General features: G+C 68.9%; 20 protein-coding genes and 1 tRNA gene. 8 read left to right on the top strand and 13 right to left on the bottom strand.

Annotation, left to right across the window (positions count from 1 at the left end):
• Positions 1-70: 70 nt before the first annotated feature.
• Positions 71-505 (bottom strand): group I intron-associated PD-(D/E)XK endonuclease, encoded by a 435-nt coding sequence (locus tag B1790_RS11405; RefSeq protein WP_079923306.1) that lies wholly within the window; start codon positions 503-505, stop codon positions 71-73.
• A 64-nt stretch (positions 506-569) separates the two neighbouring features.
• Here B1790_RS11405 and B1790_RS11400 point away from each other — a divergent pair.
• Positions 570-645, top strand: a tRNA-Arg gene (locus B1790_RS11400).
• Between the two features lie 17 nt (positions 646-662).
• On the opposite strand, the gene B1790_RS11395 is transcribed toward B1790_RS11400, so the two are convergent.
• The 3 genes from B1790_RS11395 to B1790_RS34665 form a co-directional block, all read right to left on the bottom strand.
• Positions 663-1,046 carry a MerR family transcriptional regulator gene (locus B1790_RS11395; RefSeq protein WP_079923336.1) on the bottom strand — a complete coding sequence of 128 codons (384 nt, stop codon included), beginning with the start codon at positions 1,044-1,046 and terminating at the stop codon, positions 663-665.
• Between the two features lie 14 nt (positions 1,047-1,060).
• A complete protein-coding gene (locus B1790_RS11390) occupies positions 1,061-2,524 on the bottom strand; it encodes a SulP family inorganic anion transporter (protein ID WP_079923305.1) in 1,464 nt (487 codons plus the stop codon).
• Positions 2,525-2,692: 168 nt separating this feature from the next.
• Positions 2,693-2,830, bottom strand: a complete 138-nt coding sequence (locus tag B1790_RS34665) for a hypothetical protein (RefSeq protein ID WP_158083808.1) — start codon at positions 2,828-2,830, stop codon at positions 2,693-2,695.
• 147 nt (positions 2,831-2,977) lie between these two features.
• On the opposite strand from B1790_RS34665, the gene B1790_RS11385 reads away from it, so the two are divergent.
• Positions 2,978-3,541 (top strand): hypothetical protein, encoded by a 564-nt coding sequence (locus B1790_RS11385; RefSeq protein WP_079923304.1) that lies wholly within the window; start codon positions 2,978-2,980, stop codon positions 3,539-3,541.
• A 10-nt stretch (positions 3,542-3,551) separates the two neighbouring features.
• Here the strand turns inward: B1790_RS11385 and B1790_RS11380 are convergent, their stop codons facing one another.
• From B1790_RS11380 to B1790_RS11370, 3 genes are read right to left on the bottom strand one after another with little or no spacing between them, the layout of a single operon-like run.
• Positions 3,552-4,922 (bottom strand): glycosyltransferase, encoded by a 1,371-nt coding sequence (locus B1790_RS11380; RefSeq protein WP_079923303.1) that lies wholly within the window; start codon positions 4,920-4,922, stop codon positions 3,552-3,554.
• Positions 4,915-5,931, bottom strand: coding sequence for a hypothetical protein (locus B1790_RS11375; protein WP_233165062.1), 1,017 nt, complete (start codon positions 5,929-5,931; stop codon positions 4,915-4,917). Before B1790_RS11375 ends, B1790_RS11380 begins: the two co-directional genes overlap by 8 nt.
• Positions 5,928-6,878: a WcbI family polysaccharide biosynthesis putative acetyltransferase gene (locus tag B1790_RS11370; RefSeq protein WP_079923302.1), complete on the bottom strand. Its 951-nt coding sequence runs from the start codon at positions 6,876-6,878 to the stop codon at positions 5,928-5,930. Before B1790_RS11370 ends, B1790_RS11375 begins: the two co-directional genes overlap by 4 nt.
• 63 nt (positions 6,879-6,941) lie before the next feature.
• Between B1790_RS11370 and B1790_RS11365 the strand changes: the two genes are divergently transcribed.
• The 4 genes from B1790_RS11365 to B1790_RS11350 all read left to right on the top strand — a co-directional run bounded on the left by B1790_RS11365 (position 6,942) and on the right by B1790_RS11350 (position 12,307).
• Positions 6,942-7,976 (top strand): glycosyltransferase family 4 protein, encoded by a 1,035-nt coding sequence (locus tag B1790_RS11365; RefSeq protein WP_142271251.1) that lies wholly within the window; start codon positions 6,942-6,944, stop codon positions 7,974-7,976.
• 217 nt (positions 7,977-8,193) lie between these two features.
• Positions 8,194-8,970 carry a hypothetical protein gene (locus tag B1790_RS11360; protein WP_079923300.1) on the top strand — a complete coding sequence of 259 codons (777 nt, stop codon included), beginning with the start codon at positions 8,194-8,196 and terminating at the stop codon, positions 8,968-8,970.
• Between the two features lie 12 nt (positions 8,971-8,982).
• Complete coding sequence (locus B1790_RS11355) at positions 8,983-9,801, top strand: ABC transporter ATP-binding protein (protein ID WP_079923334.1); 819 nt, start codon at positions 8,983-8,985, stop codon at positions 9,799-9,801.
• A 4-nt stretch (positions 9,802-9,805) separates the two neighbouring features.
• The gene (locus B1790_RS11350; RefSeq protein ID WP_079923299.1) at positions 9,806-12,307 is read left to right on the top strand and encodes an FtsX-like permease family protein; all 2,502 of its coding nucleotides are present in this window, start codon (positions 9,806-9,808) and stop codon (positions 12,305-12,307) included.
• A 3-nt stretch (positions 12,308-12,310) separates the two neighbouring features.
• On the opposite strand, the gene B1790_RS11345 is transcribed toward B1790_RS11350, so the two are convergent.
• From B1790_RS11345 to B1790_RS11320, 6 genes are all read right to left on the bottom strand, one after another.
• Positions 12,311-13,408 carry a hypothetical protein gene (locus tag B1790_RS11345; protein ID WP_079923298.1) on the bottom strand — a complete coding sequence of 366 codons (1,098 nt, stop codon included), beginning with the start codon at positions 13,406-13,408 and terminating at the stop codon, positions 12,311-12,313.
• 75 nt (positions 13,409-13,483) lie between these two features.
• Complete coding sequence (locus tag B1790_RS11340) at positions 13,484-14,443, bottom strand: haloalkane dehalogenase (RefSeq protein ID WP_079923297.1); 960 nt, start codon at positions 14,441-14,443, stop codon at positions 13,484-13,486.
• 10 nt (positions 14,444-14,453) lie between these two features.
• Positions 14,454-15,155 carry an SDR family oxidoreductase gene (locus B1790_RS11335; RefSeq protein ID WP_079923296.1) on the bottom strand — a complete coding sequence of 234 codons (702 nt, stop codon included), beginning with the start codon at positions 15,153-15,155 and terminating at the stop codon, positions 14,454-14,456.
• 47 nt (positions 15,156-15,202) lie between these two features.
• Positions 15,203-17,569: a PEP/pyruvate-binding domain-containing protein gene (locus B1790_RS11330; protein ID WP_079923295.1), complete on the bottom strand. Its 2,367-nt coding sequence runs from the start codon at positions 17,567-17,569 to the stop codon at positions 15,203-15,205.
• A 3-nt stretch (positions 17,570-17,572) separates the two neighbouring features.
• Positions 17,573-18,550 carry a TIGR03617 family F420-dependent LLM class oxidoreductase gene (locus B1790_RS11325; RefSeq protein WP_079923294.1) on the bottom strand — a complete coding sequence of 326 codons (978 nt, stop codon included), beginning with the start codon at positions 18,548-18,550 and terminating at the stop codon, positions 17,573-17,575.
• Positions 18,547-19,674: a hypothetical protein gene (locus tag B1790_RS11320; protein WP_079923293.1), complete on the bottom strand. Its 1,128-nt coding sequence runs from the start codon at positions 19,672-19,674 to the stop codon at positions 18,547-18,549. The genes B1790_RS11325 and B1790_RS11320 overlap by 4 nt, the downstream gene beginning before the upstream one ends.
• A 40-nt stretch (positions 19,675-19,714) precedes the next feature.
• Here B1790_RS11320 and B1790_RS11315 point away from each other — a divergent pair, with 40 nt between their 5' ends.
• The gene (locus tag B1790_RS11315) at positions 19,715-20,332 is read left to right on the top strand and encodes a TetR-like C-terminal domain-containing protein (RefSeq protein ID WP_079923292.1); all 618 of its coding nucleotides are present in this window, start codon (positions 19,715-19,717) and stop codon (positions 20,330-20,332) included.
• Positions 20,333-20,786: 454 nt separating this feature from the next.
• Positions 20,787-22,421 (top strand): fatty acyl-AMP ligase, encoded by a 1,635-nt coding sequence (locus B1790_RS11310; RefSeq protein WP_079923291.1) that lies wholly within the window; start codon positions 20,787-20,789, stop codon positions 22,419-22,421.
• Positions 22,422-22,441 lie beyond the last annotated feature (20 nt).

The raw sequence follows: 22,441 nt of genomic DNA, 5'->3' as shown, positions 1-22,441 counted from the left end.
CCACGCTAGTCCGCCACCCGATACCGCGGGTCGCAATACCGGTGTTGTGAGGCGGTTGCCAGCTCCGTTCTCAGCCGTCGCCCATCGGCTGGCTCGGAAGGTCGCGAAACGAATCGGCAAACAGCACCCCGGCCTGCTGACCATTCCGGCTTGGGGCGATCCGAAGGGTTACCGACGTGCCACGAGCACCGGGACGGACGTAGTAGCACCGGTCAGTTTCCGGGCAGTAGACAGACACGAAGTCGACGACGTCCTTGTCCATCGGCGTCGTATGGGTGCCGTGTCGATCCGCCCAGGTGGAGCGAAAGTGGACCTTGACGGCGCCGGCCCGGGCAGACCGGTACTTCACCTGGAGCCGATGAAACTCACCGCGGGCGTGGGCGACCAGATCGAACGGCGCGTGTTCGGTCACCGGAAAGAGAACCGTGAAGCCCTTTCCGGCCAAATCGGCGTGCACCTTCGCGACGCCGAGGTCGCCCTTGTCCTTGGTGAAGTGCACCCCCATGCCTTCGAGCGTAGGGAGTCATGCGTCAGGCGATTCGCGGCAATTCGGCTAAAGTGTGTGCGCTGCCTCCGTAGCTCAGTGGATAGAGCAACCGCCTTCTAAGCGGTTGGTCGCAGGTTCGATCCCTGCCGGGGGCGCCACGTCAGACCGAGGTTCGCTAGCCGACCACGCCGTCGGCAAGGTCGGCGAGCAGCCCGCGCAGCTCGTCGGCGTACGCGAGGTGCTTGCGCAGCTTGACGGCGCTTTCCTCCGCGGCGGCGCGGCATTCCCGCAACTTCTCGGCCGCCCCACGCCGCCGCTCATCCGACGCGCCGCCGTCGGCGAGGACGTCGACCGCGTCGAGCAGGTCCCTCATCTCGGCGAGACTGAAGCCCAGCGGCTTCATCCGCCGGATCACCAGGAGGCGTTCTACGTCGGCCTCGGTGTAGAGCCGGAACCCGCCCGCCGAGCGCGCCGACGGCGTGACCAGCCCGACCTCGTCGTAGTGCCGCACGGTGGCGATCGACAATTCCGTCTTGGTGGCCACCTGGCCGATCTGCATCTGCACGTCGTCGCCTAGTGTCCGGAGCCCAGGTTCCCGGAGAGCCGGTCGTGCCGGTCGGCGGAGTCGTCGTTCAGTCCGACGATCTCGACGTTCTTGCCCTTGGCCCGGTACTTCGTGGTGACCGCGTCGAGCGCGGCGACGGTGGAGGCGTCCCAGATGTGCGACTCGGACATGTCGACGACGACGTTGACGGGATCGTCGGCGTAGTTGAACTGGTAGACGAGGTCGTTGCTCGAGGCGAAGAACAACTCTCCGGTGACGCGGTAGACGACGGTGTCGCCGAGTTCGTCTGTGCCGGTGACTCTTTCGACGGTGACGAGGTGTGCGACCCGCCGCGCGAAGAGCACCATCGCGGTCACCGCGCCGACGATGACGCCGTACGCGAGGTTGCTCGTCGCCACCGTGACGGCCACGGTGGCCACCATGACCAGGGTCTCGCTGCGGGGCATGCGACGCAGCGTCGACGGCGTGATGCTGTGCCAGTCCATCGTGCCGACCGAGACCATGATCATCACGGCGACCAAGGCCGCCATGGGAATCAAACCGACGACGTCGCCAAGTCCGACGACGAGAACCAGCAGGAACAGTCCCGCGAGAAACGTCGAGATCCTGGTGCGCGCCCCGGACACCTTGACGTTGATCATCGTCTGGCCGATCATCGCGCAGCCGCCCATGCCGCCGAAGAGACCGGTGACGACGTTGGCGACGCCCTGGCCCCAGCTCTCCCTTGTCTTGTTGCTGTGGGTGTCGGTGATGTCGTCGACCAGCTTGGCCGTGAGCAGCGACTCCAACAGCCCGACCAGGGCCACCGCCAGCGCGTAGGGCGCGACGATCGCCAGCGTGTGCCACGTCCACGGCACGTGCGGGACGACGAGCGACGGCAGGCTCGTCGGCAGTTCGCCCTCGTCACCCACGTTGGGGATGTGCACCGAGAAGACCAGCACGGCCGCGGTGAGCACCACGATCGCGATCAGCGGGGCGGGGATCGCGGTGATCCACCTCGGCAGCAGCACCATGATCAGCAGCCCGACGCCGACGAACGGATAGACCAGCGCAGGCACCCCGATGAGATAGGGCAGCTGCGACAGGAAGATCAGAATCGCCAGCGCGTTGACGAAGCCGACCATGACGCTGCGTGGGACGAATCGCATGAGCCGAGCCACGCCGAGCGCGGCGAGTACCACCTGAAGGACGCCGCCGAGGAGAACCGCGACGATGAGGTAGTCGAGGCCGTGCTCGTGTACCAGCGGCGCGATGACGAGGGCGATCGAGCCGGTCGCGGCGGAGATCATGGCAGGTCGACCGCCCGTGACGGCGATGGTGACGGCCATCGTGAACGACGCGAAGAGCCCTACCCGGGGGTCGACGCCGGCGATGATCGAGAACGAGATGGCCTCGGGGATCAGCGCGAGTGCCACGACCAATCCGGCGAGCACCTCGGTCTTGAGTCGACGTGGCGAACGCAAGGCCGCCATCACCGAGGTGCTGGGATCGCCCGCCTGCCGAACGTTGGGCGCAGGCGGAGTCGGAGTCGGAGTCGGTGGAGAGGTCAAGGGCAGAAGTCCGTTCACGAGACGCGACGACCGGGCGGCCGTCAGCGCACCAGACTCTACTCTCACCTCACATGAGGGTTTACCTCGCGCCTACCGCGGGTGGTCGGGCGACCCCTCGTTGGGCGGGGACGGCGCCGTGCCGCCATCCTCGGGCTGCAGCTCGGCCGAGCCGTCATCCTCCGACGCGTCGAGGTGCTCCTCTTGCCGACCCCGATCGGGCTCCGTCATCGTCGTCCCCTTCGTGCAATGCATCCCTTGTCACGGACGCAGATACCCGGACGCAGCACCCCGAAACCGTAAGCGTCTGACGTGTTTCAAGCCCCCGAGGACCGAGCACTTGACGAAAAGCACTGTCCCAATTGGAGGAAACACCACATGTCATCACGCAACACCGTCGTCCGATCACTTCACGATCTCGGAGCAGCCGCCTGGTTCGGCGGATCGCTCATGGGCGCGGTCGGCGTCAACGGAGCCGCAGCAGCCGTCCAGGACCCGAAGGAGCGCGCGAAGATCGCCGCCGTCGGGTGGGGAAAGTGGGCGCCCGTGAGCTTCGCGGCCATGGGGGCGCACCTGATCGGAGGCGCGGGCATCCTCAAGGCGAACCGAGGCCGCGCCAAGCATCAGGAGGGCGTCACGGCGAACACCGTCACCAAGCTCGTCCTCACCGGCGCCGCGGTGGGTGCCACGTTCTACAGCGGGGCGCTTGGCGCGAAGACCGCTCAGGGCGACGGACATTCGGTGGCCGGAGCCACCGAACCGACGGCCGCCACCCCGGACGACGTCGCCGCGGCCCAACGCCAGCTCAAGTACCTACAGTGGGCGCTGCCGATCCTCACCGGCGCGATCATCGTCCTCGGTTCCCAGCAGGGTGAGCAGCAGCGGTCGACGCAGGTGCTCGCCGGTCTGGGCTCCAAGCTGCTGAGCCGCGCCGGCGACTAGTCCGGTCGGCTCACCAGGCCAACGACGTGTCCGGCGCGCCGTCCCGCAGCCCCAGTTCGGCGGGCGTGAACCGCCTCGTCTCGTAGAGACCGCGGACCGCGTCGGGCTCGGCTGCGGGACGGGGCCCGGCGGTCCAACGCCGGGCCCGGTTCAGCGCCCACGACGACCGGCAGACCACCGCGACGCCGTCACCCTCGACGCCGACCTCCCCGACACCCGGTCGCCCGCATGCCTCGACGACACGGTCCACCGCGGCCTGAGACAGCACCGGACGGCCGCGGGTCGAGAGGACGAACCGGCACCGCGAAAGCACCTCGGGCGGTGGGGCGCCGACGCGGATGCGGGGGTCGTCGTCCCGCAGTTCGGCGCGGAGGCGGTCGGCGTCCGGGCCGTGAAGCCAGATTCCGACGTCCAGGTGGAGGAAGCAGGCAAGCGTCGCGACCAGCGAGCCCGCGGTGTGGCCGGCCGCGTCGACGACGACGGCCACCTCGGGAATCGCGTACCGCAACCCGTGGGTGCGGGCATCGGGGTCCGGGACGAGCCGAGCCACGGCGAGCGCCTCCTGGTTCTTGGCCGCGGTCCGCTCGGCGACGTCGCGGCCCGCCCAGTCGGGCCCGGAATGCCATGCCACGGCGAGCGGCTCGTGGCGCAACACGGCGCCACTGCTCATCGCGCGGTGGGCCAGCTCCCAGTCCTCCCCGCCGTAGCGAGTGAAGGACTCGTCGAAACCGCCGACGTCCTCGAACAGCTCCCGGCTGCAACACATCACCGAACTGATGACGTAGCGGTAGGAGCGGTGGTCGACGTCGAGCAACTGCCGCGACCTGCCGTATTCGTCGCGTAGCCACTGCGGTTCCTCGAGCACGTCTGGACTTGAGCCGCCCGCCTGCCACGACCGCCACCGGTCCGGCGTCCACCCGTCGAGCGCCGCGTGCCTGCGGCGGCCGACCACCAGGGCGTCGGGCAGCACCGACGGCAGCCGAACGATCCTGCGCACGTAGTCGGGGTCGGGATGGGTGTCGGCGTCGAGGAAGCACAGGATCGGGGCGGTGCCCGTCCGCGCGCCGAGGTTGCGCGCCGCCGCGGCCCGGAAACCGTTGCGGCCCTGGCTGACCACCGACACGTCCAGCGTCGAGCGCGGCCGGGGCACCTGTGCCGAGCCGTCGTCTGCGACGATCACCTCGAGGAGGTCGTGCGGGTAGGTCTGGAGCTCGAGCGCGGCCAACGTCAGGGCGAGCTGCTCGTGCTGTTCGTAGAACGGGATGACCACCGCGACGCGCACCGCCAGCCCGGGGTGGTCGTCGAGCAGGTCCCAGCGGTTTCCTGGTACGGCAAATCGACCACCGGACAACGGGATCGGCGCCGGGCGGGGGTCAGTCATGCCATCGGGCCAATGCTCGGGCGTACCGCCGCGCGGTGACATGGGTCGGCGATCCGCTGACGGTCCCCGCCGCGATCCACGTCGAGTCCGGATGGGCCATGGCGTAATCGAGCGCGGCCCGCAGTCCACGAGTGGTGTCGGGGTACGGCGTCACGGTGCCGGGATGCCGTTCGGCGTGTTCGACGGTGTACCGGTTGACGGGAACCAACGGCCGTCGGCGCGCGGCGATCCAGGTGTTGATCGACCCCGAGGCCGACACGTGCCGGTGGTGCGCCACCGGCACCGTGACGTCGTGCAGCACGGCGGCCAGCGCGGCGTCGGGCACGTAACCCGTGACGGAGAACCGACGGCCCTCGCGCTCAGCGGTTTTCGCCAGGCTCTCGATCAGATCGTCGTGCCCGGCCGACGGTTCACCGACGGCCATGAACCCCACCGACGGGGGCAGGTCCACCATCGCCGCGAGGACCTCGTCGTGCCCCTTCCCGGGATACACGAAGCCGAACACTCCGACGCTGCGGTCACCGACCACCGGTAGCCGCGGTGGAACGTCGGCCACGTCCAGCGGGAGCGGAATCACGACGACGTCCGCGGGGTCGGCGATCCGGGACTCCTCGAGCAACGACCGTTCGTGGTCACTGTTGACGACGAGGCCGTGCACTGCCTCGCACACCGCCCGATAGGCGTCGACCCGCTGCGCGTAATTGCCACCGTCGGACGGCTGCGGCACGTCGTGCAGCGTCACCGTCACCCGCGAACCCGTGGCCTCGACGTCACGGACGAGGGCGACCACCCGGTGTGCGGCGTCGGCCGGCGTGGCGCCGAACAACCTGTCGGTGAAGTTCAGATGGACCCCGTGACACCGTCGGACGGTGCCGTCGAGATCACGCCAATGGTCAAGGCGGACAACGTTCGTCGGACCGTCGACACCCCGCATGGAGGCGGCAAGGTCGAGCGCGAAGGACACGACGCCGTGGCGCGCAGGCCCGACTACGAGGTGCGTCGCCGTCACCGTGCCGACGCCGTTCCCAGACCAAGCAGGTCCAGCGTGTGGGCGTGGCGTCCGACGGCCAGGCCGACGAAGTCGGGATTGTCGTAGTACCACTGCAATTGGGTCCGGTGCACGTCGCCCGGCCGGAGCTCCGCGCCGTCGAACCACCAGTCGACCCGACCGGGAGCGACGATGTTCCGCGCCTTGAGCACCCGCGGCTCCAGCGGCGCGATGGCCGAGCCGAGCAGCGTCGCCGCGGGAACGGGGACCGGCCGCGGGACGCCCATCGCGGAGAGGACCCTTCGCCCCAACTCCGTCAACACGCCGTTACCGGGATGGTTGACGGTGTGCGCGGCGTGAGCACCGATGGGCCCCAACACATCCGACACTCCGACGTCGCACTGCAAGGCCTCCCGGCGGGCCAGCTCGGCCTGACTCGCCTCGGCGACCGCGACGAACGCCGAGTCGTCGACCTCGACGTCCCAGTCGTCGTCGACCGTCTTGCCGTCCCGCGCGGCGACCACGGTGCGCAGGTCATGGTACGGAACCACCGGCGGCACCACGCTCCGGTCGGCGGGGTGTCGCACGATCGCCTGGAACGGATGCAGACCGGCGTAGCGGATCACCGGCCACCGGACGACCTGCGCGGTCGACGACAATTCGGCGGCGAGCTCCACCGTGCCAAGCGGCAAGTCGCGGTAGCCGTCCCTGATCGGTTGGCACAGCAACACCGCAGCCCTGCCGAGCAACGCCCGCAGGGGTTCGAGGTCGGAGCGCTCCAACTCGTGCACCGGCGGCATCCGCACGGTCGTGTACGGCCGGTCGTCCACCCCGTCGAGCACCAGCCGAAGCGCCTCTGCCTGGCAGTTTCCGACCACCAGCCACAGCGGCCTGGACTCGTCGACACGCGGTGGGTCGACGCGGTAGAAGTCACCGTAGTGCCGCGTCCTCGGTGACGGTTGGTGCACGACGTCACGTTATCCGTCGGTGTGAGTCCGCGCAGACGGGGTAAGACATGGTTCGTGCTGACCGTGGCTTCGATTCCCGCCGGCCACCCCTACGTCCAGTCGGTGGTGGACACGTCGCGAGTGACCCTGCTGCCCGACCCGGTACCGCCGGGAGCGACGCTGCCCGGTCAGTGGTGGCCGCCTCGGCTGTTGGACCCCGAGTACCTCCGCCACCACGTCGGCACGTTCGACGTGCTGCACGTGCACTTCGGCTTCGAGGCCGTCTCCGTCGACGCCCTCCGCGAGGTCGTCGACGTCCTGGACCAGAACGGGGTGCCGCTGGTGCTGACGGTGCACGACCTGCACAACCCGCACTTCGCCGATCGCACGCAGCACCTGGCTCGGTTGAACGTCCTCGTTCCCGCGGCGGCCGTGGTCGTCACCCTGACCGACGGGGCGGCCGCGGAGATCCGCCGACGATGGGGTCGGGACGCCGTCGTGCTCCCCCATCCTCACGTCCTGCCGATCGACGCCGTCGGCCCGGCGCGGCCGTCGCGCCACGATCCCGTCGTCGCGGTGCACGGAAAGGCATTGCGCGCCAACATCCGGCCGTGGCCGATCCTGGACGCGCTGCTCGGCGGCGACCTTCCCAACCACCGCGTGCGACTGGATCTCGACGACGAGGCCATGGCGGTCGCCGGGACGGCTGATCGCGTGGAACGCTGCCGACGCGCCGGGGTGGACGTCCGGGTCCATCGGCGCTTCAGCGACACCGAGCTGATCGGATACCTGACCGAGGTCGACCTCGCCGTGCTGCCGTACGTGTTCGGCACGCACTCGGGGTGGGTCGAGGCCTTCCACGACGCGGGCACGACCGTCCTGACCCCGGACTGCGGCTTCTTCACCGAACAGCACGGCACCCTCGAATACGGCTACGGCCCCGACGGCCTCGACGAGGCCGGCCTGTTGCGCGCCGTGACCACCGCCCTTCGAGCCCTCGACGGTCCGCGCGGCGAGGATCTCGAGCGTCGGGATCGGCGTCGCAGGCAGCGTGACGACGTCAGGACCGCGATGGTGGACCTATATGCCACGGCGGTGGGCGTGGCGTCGGCCGCCTGACGCGCTCGTGTTTGCCACGTCCGGCGCCTCGCTAACCCGCCGCGGTTGCGAGGTTGCTGACCACCTGAGGCGTCGACGGGAGACCGCTGAGAACCTCCCCGAGGCGTTTGCGTCTCATCCCCGTCGATGGCATGGTCATTCGCAACCCGCAGACGGGTGACCTCCGCGACGGCCCTTGCCTGTCGAAATGCATGCTGATAGGTGGGAGCACCGGCGAGTGACGGAGTACGTCTACGACATGTCGGATCCCGAACGCGACGCGCTGACCGAGCACTTCCTGAGCACCAAGAGACTGGGCTGCAACCGCTTCGCATGCTTCGCGCTGGAGGGCACGGACCCGTTCGCCAACATTGCCCGGCAACTGGAGCGCGAGGTCTTCGAGGCCTCCTGGGGCAACGACTCCGCGACCATGAAACAGGAGTACGGCCCGTACGACGAGAGCAGCCTGTTCTTCATCGTCGTCGACGTCCACGACAAGGTGCCCGCGGCCGCACTGCGGATGATCCGCAACTCCCCGGCGGGACTCAAGACGATCGTCGACCTCGACGACTGCCGGAAGTCGCCCATCGCACCGACGGCGATCCCCGTCGACGAGGTCATGCGCCACCACGGGATCGACGACCTCGACCGCTGTTGGGACGGCGCCACCGCGGCCATCCCCCGCCGGTACCGGCGCAAACTCGCCGCAACGCACGTCCACCTGATGCGCATCATGGCGCTGGCCGCCATGCGGGAGGACATTCAGCACTTCGTCGCCGTCTTGGACGCACCCGTCGTCAGGGTGGCGCGCGACATCCTCGGGCTACCGCTGATCCCGCTCGCCGGAACGCCCCCGTTCACGCACATGGACGCGCCAAACAACCAGGCGGTCTACGCCCACGTGCCATCGTTGCTCGGATTGGCCGGGCGACGCAATCGCAAAGTGGGACAACGGATCAGGGCCAGCTTCGCCGAGAAGACCCTGCCCAGCCCCGAACAGTTCGCCACCAGGTGACGTGACGTGGGGCTGACAGTCGACCTGACCAATGTGGTACGCGAGTACCGCATCGGTGGACACACCGTCCGTGCCCTCAACCGGGTCACGTTGCGGATCAACGGTGGCGAATTCACCTCGATCGTCGGCCCATCCGGCGCGGGCAAGAGCACACTGCTGCAGCTCCTCGGAGCGTTGGACTCCCCCGACTCCGGCTCCATTCAGTTCAACGGCACCGAGATCGCCACCATGACCGACGAACAACAGTCCACGTTTCGACGCCACCAGGTCGGGTTCGTCTTTCAGTTCTTCAATCTCCTGCCGACGCTGACGGCGTGGGAGAACGTGGCGCTGCCGATGCTGCTCGACGGACGGCGGCTGCGCCAGGTGCGCGCCGATGCCGTCGCGCTGCTCGACCGCGTGGGGCTTGGCGACCGGATCGACCATCGCCCCGCCGAACTGTCCGGTGGGCAGATGCAACGGGTGGCCGTGGCGCGGGCCCTGATGATGGACCCTCCGCTGATCCTGGCCGACGAACCCACCGGCAACCTCGATTCGTCGACCGGCGCCGCGATCATGGAACTGCTGCGCGACGTCTCGCGCACCGACGGCGCCGGAAGAGCGGTCGTCATGGTCACCCACGATCTCGGGGCCGCGTCGCAGACCGATCGGGTCATCACGGTGCAGGACGGTGCGGTGAAGTCCGACCTCGCGGGGCGAACCAGGGCGGCGCCCGCACCACGGAACGGACGGCACTCGGCGGGCGGTCGCGACCAGCGGACCGACGTCTTCCCGATCGTGACCACCGAACCACCACGGCGACGCGGCAAGCACTCCGCGCACCGGGTGTAGCGCAGTGCTTCTCGCGGTCTTCAGCAGACTGAAGGTACTCAACGTCCGTGAACTGCGCACCCACTGGGGGCGCGCGGTGGCCTCGATCGTGGTGGTCGCGGTGTCGGCGACATTGCTCGTCGCCGTCCTCGGCGTCTCCGGGTCGATCACCGGATCGATCGACCGCCTCGCCACCAGCATTGGCGGCGACGCCGACCTCGAGGTCTCCGGCATCACCGGCGAGGGTGTCGACGAGACCATGCTGACCACGGTCGCCAGTACCGAGAACGTCCGCGCCGCAGTTCCATTGGTTCGCACGCGGATCACCGCCGACGGGCAACCCGCCCTGCTCATCGGCCTCGGCCAGAACGCCTCCGAACTGCACTCCGACCTCCAAACCGCCATCCAAGACCAGCTCGAGCAGGGATCACCCGTGACGTCGGCTCCCGACGGGGTGGTCGTCGGCGCCGGACTCGGAGTGGCCAAGGGCGAACGGTTCCAGGTCGCGGGCCACACCGAGCTCACCGCGGTGGCGGTGGTCGACGGGCCCGCCGCGCGCCGGCTGAACGACGCCCACTTCGTGATCGCGCCGCTGGCTCTCGCCCAACGGCTATCGGGACGGCAGGGACGGCTCGACTCGATCCTGGTGTTCACCACCCCCGGCGCGGACCAGGCAGCGGTGCGAGCCGGGGTGACGACGGCGCTTCAGGGCCGGGCGGTGGTCGCGACGCCGAGTTTCCGCGCCGCGCAGGCGAGTAGCTCGTTCGCCATCCTGCAGGCGATGACGCTGCTGGCCGCCTCGGTGTCCCTGGTGGTGGCCGCATTCCTGAGCTACAACGCCATGAGCATCGCGATCGCCCAGCGACGGCCCGTCATCTCCACGATGCGCGCACTCGGCGGTCGCCGACGAACCATCATGTCCGACATGCTGGCCGAAGCCGCGCTGGTCGGTTTCCTTGGCGGTCTCATCGGGTCGGCGTTCGGAATCCTGATCGGCTACTTCGCCATTGGGGAGCTGCCGTCGACGCTGGTGCAGACGCTCGACGCCCGGCTGGAGTACGTGCTTCCGCTGTGGGTGGTGCCGCTGACCGTCGCCGCGTGTGTCCTCGCCAGCGTCAGCGCCTCGGCATTGGCCGCCCGGCAGATCCACACCGTCGCACCGATCGAGGCGTTGGCACCGAACGGTGCAACGGCCGCCGACCCCGGCTCGCGACGGCTCAGGATCGCCGCGGGAATCGGGGGGACGGCGCTGTTGGCCGTCACCGTCGGCGTCGTCACCGCCGATCTCGGGCAGATCGCCATCGCGTCGATAGCGTTGTCGTTCATCGGGTTCAGCGCGCTGTGCTTCGCCTTCTCTGGGCTCATCATCAAGGTGGCCGCCGCGGTGGCCCGGCTGTTCGGACCGGCCGGCGTGCTCGGTGCGGCGACCATCGAGCGCGCCCCGCGCCGCATGTGGGTCGCGATGATGACGGTGCTGACCGCCGTGGTCACCACGGTCGCGGTCACCGGGGCGACCGGCAACGCCGTCGACTCCACGGTCGCGTCCTTCGCCTCCATCGCCGACGCGGACGTGTGGGTCAGCTCGGCTGCTGCCACCGACTACTCGTCGACGCTGCTGCCACCGACCACGGCGGCCGACGTCGCCGCCGTCCCCGGCGTCGAACGCGTCGTCCCGGATCAGATGGCCTTCGCCACCGTCGGCGACGCCCGCGTGATGCTGCTCGGCATCGCCGCGGATTCCCACCGCGACATCTACACGTCCCTGGCGCCCGCCGACCGCAAGAAACTGCTTGCCGGCGACGGCGTGGCGCTGTCGCGTGACCTCGGAAAGTCCATGAACGTAGTTGCGGGCGACCAGATCACGTTGCAGACCCCCACCGGTTCACGCACCGTTCGGGTGCTCGCGCTGGTCCCGTACTTCTCTGGGATGACGGGCACCGTCGCGATGAGCCTGGACGCCATGCAGGGCTGGTTCGACCGCGCCGGGGCGAGCGACCTGGAGGTCACGCTCGCCCCCGGCGCCGACCCGGCCGCGGTGACGGCGGCGATTCGCAAGATCGTCTCCCCGGAGACCTTCGTCTACTCGGGTGACGAGGCCCTAGACGGCGTGGCCAGCGCACTCGATCAGGTGATCGCCGTCATCACCGTCATCGCGTGGATCGTCGTCCTGGTCTCCGCCGTGACGCTGCTGAACACCTTGATGCTGTCGGTCCTGGACCGGCGCCGCGAGATCGGCGTGCTCCGGGCGATCGGCGCGACGAGGGCGTTCACCCTCAAGGCCATTCTGGCCGAGGCCGCGGGCATCGGCATCGTCGGTGCCGTGCTCGGCCTAATCCTCGGCGCCGCAATCCAATACCTGACGTCCGTCGCGTTGACGAACGTCCTCAGCATCGACGTCGCGTGGGAGCCGAAGCCGTCGATGATCGCCATTGGACTTGGGGCGCTGGCGATCTGCCTCCTCGGCTCCATACCGCCCGCCGTGCGGGCAGCGCGGCTCGACATCGTCGAGGCCATCAGCGCCGACTGACCGTCAGCGGGTGAACCAGGCGAACCAGTCGCGCGAGGACGGTCTGAGGTAGTGCTGCGGCGAGACCTTCTCGTCGGGGAAGAGCGCGAAACCCTGCGGCGGACCGCCGGGTCGCGGATGGAAGTACGCCCCGCTCACCCAGTCCGGGTTGATGTCGAGTTCCATGCCTCGGACGACGCCGGCGTCCTGCAGGATGCGCCCCAGCGTGCAGACCGACAGAGCCGGGCCTGCCACGTAGACCTCGACTCCGCTTGCGGTGACGCCGAATCCGGACCGATGGATGAAGGCGGTCTGACCGATGGTCGTGCCCCACTCCTTGGTACCGCCGGTGGCGCAGGTCTGGTTCAGCGCGCCGCCGTCGACGAGGGGCACCAGGTTCTGCCTGACGCTGACCACGTCGGGCGCCATCCGAACCTCCTGATTCCACCGTCCGACGTCGGCGGTGCCGTCGGCCCTCAGCAAAAGGCTGGCTTCGCCGTCGACCAACCGGGTCACGGTGCGCCCGTGGCTGAAATAGCCGGGACGGCTGGGATCGGTGAGCCGAAAGCCGCCGTTGAACGCGACCGCGACGTCGGTCCTGTCGGCGGGGGTCAGCGAGGGCGACGCCGACCACGTGCCACCGGGATCGGTGGTGCCGGGCCGCAGTTCACCGCGCACCAGGGCGGGGTCCATCCGCAGCACGCCGACCACGAACGAGGTGTGTTGACCGTCGGGGCGCAGGGCCGCCACCTGGACCGCGGGCTTGCCGTGCGCGGTCACCACCGTGTGCCAGGTGCCCTCGCCGGGCAGCGGAGAGTCATCGCTCAGCGGCGCCAGGGGTGTGGATGGCAGGGTCGCCGAGCCGGAAGCCTGGGGTACGGCTCCGGCCGCGGGCCGAATGCCGCCGGGCGGTTCACCGCCTAGGGCGGGCTGATTGCGGAGGTACACCTGCTTCTCCAGCCAGGTGACTTCGTCGTTGAAGCCGTGGCTACGGCCCCATTCGGCGAGCTTGGCCATGGCGCTGTCGGTACCCGAGACCCGAAGCGCGGCGACCCCGCACCCACCGGCGACAAGCGCGGCCACGGTCAGCATCGTGACGACGAGGCGGGACACGGTGGTCACCCTCACCTCCTGACAGCTCGCCGCGCGTCGACGAATTACCAATGAGGTTGCCAGGGCGCGCTGTTTGATCGCTGTCTAGCAGCTGAGGGCGACGAAGTCCGCCACGATCCGGCCGAGTTCCTCGCCGCGTTGTTCCTGAACGAAGTGGCCCGCGCCTGTGATCGTCACGTGGTTCTGCCCGCTCGCACCGGGCACTCGCCGCTGAAACACCCGATCCCAGCCCCTGGTCGCGGGGTCGCCGTCGGAGTAGGCGGTGAGGAACGGCTTGTGCCACCGTTCGAGCACCGCCATGGTGTCACGGCCGATGGCGGCCCCAGGGTCGTTGCGCGTCAACGGAATCAGGGCGATCAGTTGGCGGAGGCCGGCCGTGTAGGACCGGTCCGGAAACGGCGCGTCGTAAGCGGCCAGCACGTTCGCTGGCAGCGGTCCGGCCACCGCGTCGAGGAAGAAGCTGGGCACGATCTTCGGCGCCCGCTGGTAGAACGCCACGTAGTCGAGCAGCGTCTCCTGCAACATCATTCGGCCGTCTCCCACCCCGTGATGGGCCCACTCGAGCTCGCCCTCCAACGCGGGATCGCACGTGTGCAGGATGGTGTTGGCGGCCACGACGCGCGCGAAGCGGCCTTCGTCGCGCGCCAACACGCTCAGGCCGAGTGGCCCGCCCCAGTCCTGTGCGACGAGGGTGACGTCGCCCAAGTCCAGCGTCGTGACGAGGCCGTGCAGCCAGTCGACGTGGCGGGCGAACGTGTAATCGGTTGCGTCGGTGAGCTTGTCGGACCGGCCGTACCCGATGTTGTCGGGTGCCACGACTCGCAGACCGGCGTCGACCAGGACCGGGATCACCTTGCGGTACAGGTAGGACCACGTGGGTTGGCCGTGCATCAGCAGCACCACCGGCCCGTCCCTGGGCCCGGCGTCCACGTAGTGCATCCGGACCGGGTCGAGCTTGCGGGTCTGCACCTGCACGTAGTTGGGTGGGTATGGGAACCCGGGCAGGTCGGCGAATCGGTCGTCGGGGGTTCGCAGGATCCCCATCAGATGGTGATCATTTGGCCAGCTGCGGATAGAGGGCTTCCACGCCGCCCGCGAACCCGGCGCGAACCGCACGACTGGTGTCGTCGGCGAGCAGCTCGTAGTCCCCGGCCGCGACCGCGTCGACCGCAAGAGCCGCGACGACGGCGGGATCGGATTTGGGCGCGTCGAAGATCGCCCCCATGTCGGTGTCCATCAGGCCGACGTGCAGTGCGGTCACCACGATTCCGCGCTCAGCCAGCTGGAGCCGCACCGCGTTGGTCATCGACCACGCCGCCGACTTCGAGGCGCAGTACCCACTGTGGTCGGGGGTGCTCACCCAGGACAGCACCGACAACACGTTGAGGATTCCGCCGCCGCCGTTGGCCTCGATCACCGGGGCGAACGCCCGAACCATCGACAGCGTGCCGAAGTAGTTGGTCTCCATCTCACGGCGTGCGCCGTCGAGCTCGCCGGTCAGCAGGTTTACGTCCGCCGCGATCCCGGCATTGTTGACCAGCAGAGTCACGTCACCGGCGCGCTCGGCTGCTGCGGCCACCGACGCCGGATCGGTGACGTCGACGGCAAGGGGAATGGCACCGTCGACGTCGACCGAGTCCGGATTGCGCGCCGCGGCATACACCTTGGCCCCGCGCGCGAGCAGCTCGAGGGCGAAGTGTCGACCGAGACCACGGTTGGCACCGGTGACGAGGGCAGTGCAGGTTGAGACGTCCATCGGACCATGGTGCACCCCGCAGGCCCCGCGCGTGGACGATCTCGGGACTAGTTCGACTCCAGCCGGGTGACCAATCCCCGGTCGCCGTCCACCCGGACACGGTCGCCGGTCTTGAGCACCTGCGTGGCCACCAACGTGTTGACGACGCAGGGCAATCCGTACTCCCGCGCGACGACGGCGCCGTGCGACACCGAGCTGCCGATGTCGGTGACCAGCGCGGCGATCACGGTGAAGTACGGCGTCCACCCCACGTCGGTGACGGGCGCGACCAGGATCTCCCCGCGCTGGACGTCACGCGCGTCCTGAATCGACTTTGCCACCCGGACAACGCCTTCCGCGATCCCACGACTTGCGGGTCGCCCCAGGATCTCGTCGTCGGTGATGGTGCCCGGCGCTCGAGACAGGATGGGGGCGGGCCGTCCGACGGAGACGTCGTCGAACTCCAACGCCTGCTGGAAGGCAAGCGCTTCCCGGCGCTGCCGCGCCCGGTGGACGAGCTCGGCGACGTCGGCGTCGCCCACCACCCGGCGCAGCTCCGCGCGGTCGAAGAAGAAGACCAGGTCGGCGTCGGGCAGGCGCCCCGAGGCAGCCAGCACCTCACCCAGGTGGTGGTACCCGAGTTTGAGGCGGTGCGCCATCGACGCCATCTTCGACTTGGTCTCCTCGCGTCCGCGCGCGCCGCCCTGCGCCAGGCGGGCGAGCAGCCGGACGGTCCGGGAGGCGGGGACGTCGACGCGTCGCCGAGGGGGCTGCTCCCCTGTTGAGTCGCGGGCCGACTGCACCATGGCCTGCATCATCGACCCGAGTCCCTCGGCGTCCTGCGCCCACGCGGGGTCTCGCATGCACAGTTCGCGGTAGCCACGGTGCCCGTGTCGAATGAGGAACTCGCGCAACGCAACTCCGCCCGGACCGGGTTCGCTCCTCAGCCGCGTCAAAACCTGCGCAGGCGCCTCGGCCAGGAACCACCCGGTGGCGGTGTCGTCGGCCGCGACCTTCCGCACCACCTGGTGCAGCTCCTCGACCATCAGCGCGCTCTCCACGTCGGAAGCGCCGGCCATCAGCCGCGCGGCTTCGGCCTGGCCCTCGCTCTCGTCGCGACCGTCCTTCACCGCCTGGCGCACCAGGTAGCTCTCGAGGACGTTCGCGCCGACCGCCGCGCGCGACGAGGACCGGACGTGGACCAGGGTGACGTGACAGTACAGCTCGACGCCCGACTCCAGTTGTCGCAGAATCTCTTCGGCGTCGCGGCCGGTGGGGATCGGATAGGCGGCGATCTGCTGGCCGAGCCGCCGGATCGCCGGTCCGGCGGACAGCGCGTGCGAGGTCAGCCGGACCGTGTTGACCAGCTTGTCGGCGAACGGCTTTGGCGGTTTGGGCTCGAGTTCGTCGACCACCCGGCCGCAGATCGACATGGAGAACTGCTCGAGGGAGTTGCCGAGGATGCCCGAGCTCAGGCCCGTACCCTCGGTCATGTTCAGGAACATGTGCCCGTAGAAGTACCCGACCTGGCGCCACGGCGTCTCGTAGCGGGGCTGCGCGCGGGCCACCACCTGCGTCATCTGCATCGCGTAGTCGATGGCGTGCCCCGAGACCGACGCGGTGAGCGGGCAGAAGGCGCCCGGCATCATCTCGCCGATGTTGCACCGGGTGTAGACGTCGGTGGCGCCGGTGACCGGGGTGTCCATCTCGTTGAGGTCACCGGGCAGGGTGGTGACGGGTCTGGCCTGCAGCCACCAGAGCCGGCCAGCCTGGTCGACCGCCCATTCCAGATCCATCGGTCGACCCCAGTGCGCCGCGGCCTGCAGAGCGCCAGCACGGATTTGGGCCACCTCGTCGTCGCTCAGCACGGGGATCTCCCCGACGTCGCGCACCGCCTGGGTGCCATCCGAGGTCAGCACGAGGTGGTCGGAGACGGCCGACCCGTCGACGAGCGCCTCCCCCAAACCGGCGATGGCGTCGATCACCAGGAGATCGCGGCGACCGGTCGTCGGGTCCGCGGTGAACACCACCCCTGCCGCGCGGGCGTCGACCATCCGTTGGACGACCACGTGCATTTCGACGGGGTCGGCACCGCCGTAGGCGGTGGCCCGGTCGGATCCGGCAGAGACGGCACACCGACCGACGGCGGCGGCGAAGTCCTCGGGCGTTACGACGCCGAGGACGGTGTCGTACTGCCCGGCGAACGAGTGCTCGGCACCGTCCTCTCCGGTGGCGGACGACCGGACGGCCACCGGTCCCTGCATTCGGGCGAAGCGCTCGGTCACCTCGTCGGGAAGGGACGACTGCGAGACGCCGGTGACGACGAAACCCGTTGGGACGGAGTGCCCTAGCCTCGTCAGCTCGGCCAGTCCCCACGCCTTTCCGCCGAAGCGGTCGTCGACGACGTCGTCGAATTCGATCGTGGTGGTGCGCATCCGTCAGCCCAACGCGTCGATGATCTCGGCCAACGCGTCGACGGCGATGGGTCCTGGCTGATACAGGCAAATGCGGTCGGAGACGCCGTCGACGCGGTCCCTGATGTGCGCGGCCACCTCCGCCGGGGTGCCGCAGGCGGCGATGGTGTGGAGCACCTCGTCGTCGATCAACGTGGACATCTCCTGCCACCGGCCCTGCTTGGACATGGCGTTGAGTTCGGGTTGCAGGTCACCCCAGCCGTGCGCGTCGAGCACCGGCCGATAGGCGGGCGTGGAACCGTAGAACGCCAACAGCATTCGCGTCGACGAATGGTCCTCCCCGACCGACACGATGATCTCGGGTACCACCGCGAGGTCGTCGGCACCTCGTCCCGCGGCCGCCAATCCTTCCCGGACGGCGGGCATGGTCCTCTCGTGGAGGTACTTCTTGGAGCCGAACGGCATCACCAGCAGACCGTCGGCCACTTCCGCCGTCGCACGGGTCATCCGCGGACCCAGTGCGCCGAGGTAGATCGGTGGCGGCCCGAACGGGTTGGGGCCAGGGTTGAAAGTCGGCGTCATCAAGGTGTGCCGGAAGTACTCACCACGGAAGTCGAGTCGCTCGCCGTCGTTCCAGGTGGCGAAGATCGCCCGCAACGCGCCCACCATCTCCTTGATCCGGGCCACCGGGTGGTCGAACTCGGCGCCGTAGCGCTTCTCGATCTGCGCCCGGATCTGGGTGCCGAGCCCGAGGATGAAACGCCCTTCGGAGATCTCCTGGAGGTCGTTGGCCTGGTGCGCCAGCTGAATCGGATTGCGGGGCAACGCGATCGCCACGTTGGTCATCAGGTCAAGGCCCTTGACGGTCGACGCCAGCACCAGCGGGGTGAAGACCTCGCGCGGACCCTCGAACGTGAACACTCCGGAGGCGCCGGCCTCCCGCAGCAGCGCCGCTCGTTCGACGACGTCGGTCGGACCAAACAGCGCCGTCATCACCTTCACGACGTGACCCCGGCCAGGACGTCGGTCCAGTCGTGAAAGCCCGACGGGTGGTGCGGTCCGATGACGGCGTGCTCGAAGAGCCCGACACCCTCGCGCGTGCTGCCGTCGGGCTCGGTGCAGACCGCTCGGCCGACGTGGTCGATCAGGCTGAACGGGGCTCGCGCCATGACCTCGGGATCGGTCAGGTCGTAGGAGACGCGCTCGGCGGAGGGCCCACCCATCCACGTGCCGTGAGCCCATGACGAGTCCCCGCCGTAGCCGGAGCCAAAGGCGATGGGCGCGAACAGCTTCGACTCGACGTCGAGCTGCAGGCGATCTCCGGACCGCGTCATCATCTCGACGTGCGCTCCCGAGGGAATCCGGGTGCCCGGCGCGTAGTGGACGGTCACACGGACGCCGTCGAGCTGTTCGACCCTGCCGTCGGCCCAGCGTCGGGTGCAGTCGTACAGGCTGCGGTGGCCGTCGGGATCCTCCTGGATGATCAGGAAGATCTGACAGTCGTCGAAGGCGAGCGGCAGGTAGAGCCACCACATTCCGCCGAATGCGGTGTCGGGCCTGCCTGCCGGTTCGGCCTCTCCGACGGGCCGGATGCCCCAGGACCGGTCTCGGTTGCCCACCGAGTTTGCGGAGTCGACGTGCAGACGGTCGCCGTCCACGTCGATCCACCCCTCCCACGTGCCGAGCTGAGCAAACCGACAGGCCTGCAGGGTGACTCGTCGGTCGGTGTGCATGTGATGCGGGTGTTCCAGGGCGGCCGGGAACCTGCCCCGCCACCGCAGGTCGACCGCGACGCCCTCGGTCTCGGCGACGGTCAGGTGCAGTTCCTGCAGGGGTTCGACGACGTCGAGCCGGTAGCCGTTGACGTTTTGGCGCATGCGGTCGTCGTCGATCGCGTCACTGAAGCGCACCGCGGTCTGGGTGTCCCCGCGACGGATCAGTACGTAGGCGTCCTTGACGCCGAGCCGAGGGTAGTAGCCGATGCCGGTCAGCATCATGAAGCGGCCGTCGCGCTCGAGCACGTTGAAGTAGGAGCGATCGTAGAAGTTGCGGTCCGAGGTGGCCGGCGCGCTGATGGGCACCGCCGCCTGGTGGATCGGGTACTCGTCGAGCGGGCTCAGGAACACGTCTCTCCAATAACGATACGATGCGGGTTATATTGGAATCATGAGAACAGATCGGCCCGAAGATGACAAGGACTCGGTCCGGTCGCCCGCGGGTCGGCCGCGCGACGGCAGAATCGACGCCGCGATCATCGAGGCCACCCGCGACCTGCTACTCGAGACGGGCTACTCCGCACTGTCCCTGGCGGCAATCGCGGCCAGGGCAGGCACCACCACCGCGGCGATCTACCGGCGCTGGTCGGGCAAGGCCCAACTGGTCCACGAAGCGATCCTGCCCGCCGAGGTGATGGCCATGCCGAGTGCCTCCGGCGACGCCGAGGGAGACGTCCGGGCACTCGTGGAGGCGACGCGCACCATGTTCGACCGGCCGGAAGTCCGGATCGCACTACCGGCGTTGATCGCCGACACCGTGGCCGATCCGGACGTGCACGGCGCGATGATCTCGCGATTCGCCGGCAGCCTGGCCACCTTCAGGACCAGGATCGACCAGCCCGACCCGTCCGGCGACCTGCCCCTGCTCGCCGAAGTCGTGGTCGGCAGCGCCATCTTCCGCATCCTCGTAAATCACGACGCCCCGCTGGACGCGGCGTGGGTCGACGACCTGACCGCCTTGATCAGCTCCGGCTGGACCTCGACGAAGCACCGTTCCTCGCCCCGGTAACGGCAAACTTCTGCGCCCATCACTTTTTGATCACCGTGCGGCGCGGCGCGGCGCGGCCCGAGCGGGCGGCGTCGACCATGGGCTCGCGACGATGACGTCGCGCGTACCCGTCGACCAGAAATCAGCCGTGATGTGACGACCACCGCAAAACACCCTGACCACCCGTCTTGGGCGTCTGGAGGTGACGGCGACGCATCGATCGGCTTGCGATCGATGCGGCCAGCGCCGACGTCGGGGTTTGGTCTGTACAGTCAGTGCGTCCAACCGACGTGGAGGAGTTCACGCTTTCCCCGTCGTCGTCGCCCGCAATGGTCGATGATGGATTACACCGTGCTGCGCATGCGGCAATGGCGCCTAGTCCCCGCGCTACCTCTTGAAGGTGCTCGACAGAGGGACGACTGCACGACGATCGAAGAAGCATCGCCGCCAACGCGCCAGAGCCAAAGGGACTTTCGTGAGTAGATTCACCGAGACGATGTTCGCCAACGCGCACACGAGTCGCAACGGCATGACGACCGGCGACCCCCACGCACCGGTTCGGCACACCTGGAAAGAGGTGTACGAGCGGGCCCGGCGCATCTCGGGTGGCCTTGCCGCCGCAGGCATCGGACACGGCGACGCCGTGGCAGTGCTGGCAGGCGCTCCGGTCGAAATCGCGCCCGCCGCCCAGGGCATCTGGATGCGCGGCGCCAGCCTCACCATGCTGCACCAGCCCACCCCGCGCACCGACCTGCAGCGATGGGCGCTGGAGACGATGGACGTGATCGGCATGATCGAGGCGAAGGTCGTCATCGTCTCCGATCCGTTCACCCCCGCCGCGCCGGTCCTGACAGAGCGTGGAATCCGCGTGCTGACCGTCTCCGAACTGCTGGCCAGCGAGCCGATCGACCCCGTGGAGACCCACGAGGACGACCTCGCGCTGATGCAGCTGACTTCGGGATCCACCGGCTTCCCCAAGGCGGTCTGCATCTCACACGCCAACGTCGTCGCCAACGCCGAGGCGATGTTCGTCGGGGCCCACTTCGACACCAACACCGACGTGATCGTCAGCTGGCTGCCCTGCTTCCACGACATGGGCATGACCGGCTTTCTGACGGTGCCGATGTACTTCGGCGCCGAACTGGTCAAGGTCACCCCGATGGACTTCCTCGGCGACATCCTGCTGTGGGCCAAGTTGATCGACAAGTACCGGGGCACCATGACCGCGGCGCCCAACTTCGCCTACAACCTCTTTGCCAAGCGGCTGCGCAGGCAGGCAGAAGAGGGTCAGTTCGACCTGTCGTCGCTGCGCTGGGCCCTCTCCGGAGCCGAGCAGGTCGACCCGGTCGACGTCGAGGACCTGGTCGAGGCCGGAGCCCCCTTCGGGCTGCGGCGCGAGGCCATCGTGCCCGCCTACGGCATGGCCGAGACCACGGTTGCGGTGTCGTTCACCGAGTGTGGTGTCGGCATGGTCGTCGACGAGATCGACGCCGACCTGCTCGCAGTGCTGCACCGCGCCGTCCCCGCCACCAAGGGCAACACCCGCCGCCTCGTCGCCCTGGGCAAGCCCATCGACGGGCTCGAGGTGCGCATCGTCGACGAGGACGACAACGTCCTGCCCGAGCGCGCCGTCGGCGTCATCCAGGTGCGTGGCAAGCCGGTCACCAAGGGCTACATCACCATGGCCGGGTTCATCGGCGCCCAAGACAAGGCCGGCTGGTACGACACCGGCGACATGGGATACCTCACCGAGGTCGGCGACATCGTCGTCTGCGGCCGGGTGAAGGACGTCATCATCATGGCGGGCAAGAACATCTACCCCACCGACATCGAACGCGCCGCCACCCGGGTGGCAGGCGTGCGCGCCGGCTGCTCGGTCGCAGTGCGCCTGAACGCGGGCTTGTCACGCGAAACCTTCGCCGTGGCAGTCGAATCCAACGACTACGACAAGCCAGACGAGGTCCGCCGGATTGAGCGGCAGGTGGCCCACGAAGTCTTCGGCGACGTCGACGTCCGGCCCCGCAACGTCGTCGTACTCCAGCCTGGCGTCATCCCGAAGACACCGTCCGGCAAGCTGCGCCGCGCGCACGCACTGTCGCTCGTCGACTAGGTCGCTCGGTCGTCACAGCG

Origin of the sequence: Mycobacterium sp. AT1 (assembly GCF_002043095.1) — a bacterium.
Taxonomy (GTDB): Bacteria; Actinomycetota; Actinomycetes; order Mycobacteriales; family Mycobacteriaceae; genus Mycobacterium.
This window is presented reverse-complemented; position numbering and strand designations above follow the sequence as displayed.

Bases quoted from the DNA above. Each gene is read 5' to 3' on its own strand.
- B1790_RS11405 (WP_079923306.1), bottom strand. From the start codon at position 505: ATGGGGGTGCACTTCACCAAGGACAAGGGCGACCTCGGCGTCGCGAAG.
- B1790_RS11395 (WP_079923336.1), bottom strand. From the start codon at position 1,046: ATGCAGATCGGCCAGGTGGCCACCAAGACGGAATTGTCGATCGCCACC.
- B1790_RS11390 (WP_079923305.1), bottom strand. From the start codon at position 2,524: ATGGCGGCCTTGCGTTCGCCACGTCGACTCAAGACCGAGGTGCTCGCC.
- B1790_RS34665 (WP_158083808.1), bottom strand. From the start codon at position 2,830: ATGACGGAGCCCGATCGGGGTCGGCAAGAGGAGCACCTCGACGCGTCG.
- B1790_RS11385 (WP_079923304.1), top strand. From the start codon at position 2,978: ATGTCATCACGCAACACCGTCGTCCGATCACTTCACGATCTCGGAGCA.
- B1790_RS11380 (WP_079923303.1), bottom strand. From the start codon at position 4,922: ATGACTGACCCCCGCCCGGCGCCGATCCCGTTGTCCGGTGGTCGATTT.
- B1790_RS11340 (WP_079923297.1), bottom strand. From the start codon at position 14,443: ATGGGGATCCTGCGAACCCCCGACGACCGATTCGCCGACCTGCCCGGG.
- B1790_RS11335 (WP_079923296.1), bottom strand. From the start codon at position 15,155: ATGGACGTCTCAACCTGCACTGCCCTCGTCACCGGTGCCAACCGTGGT.
- B1790_RS11330 (WP_079923295.1), bottom strand. From the start codon at position 17,569: ATGCGCACCACCACGATCGAATTCGACGACGTCGTCGACGACCGCTTC.
- B1790_RS11315 (WP_079923292.1), top strand. From the start codon at position 19,715: ATGAGAACAGATCGGCCCGAAGATGACAAGGACTCGGTCCGGTCGCCC.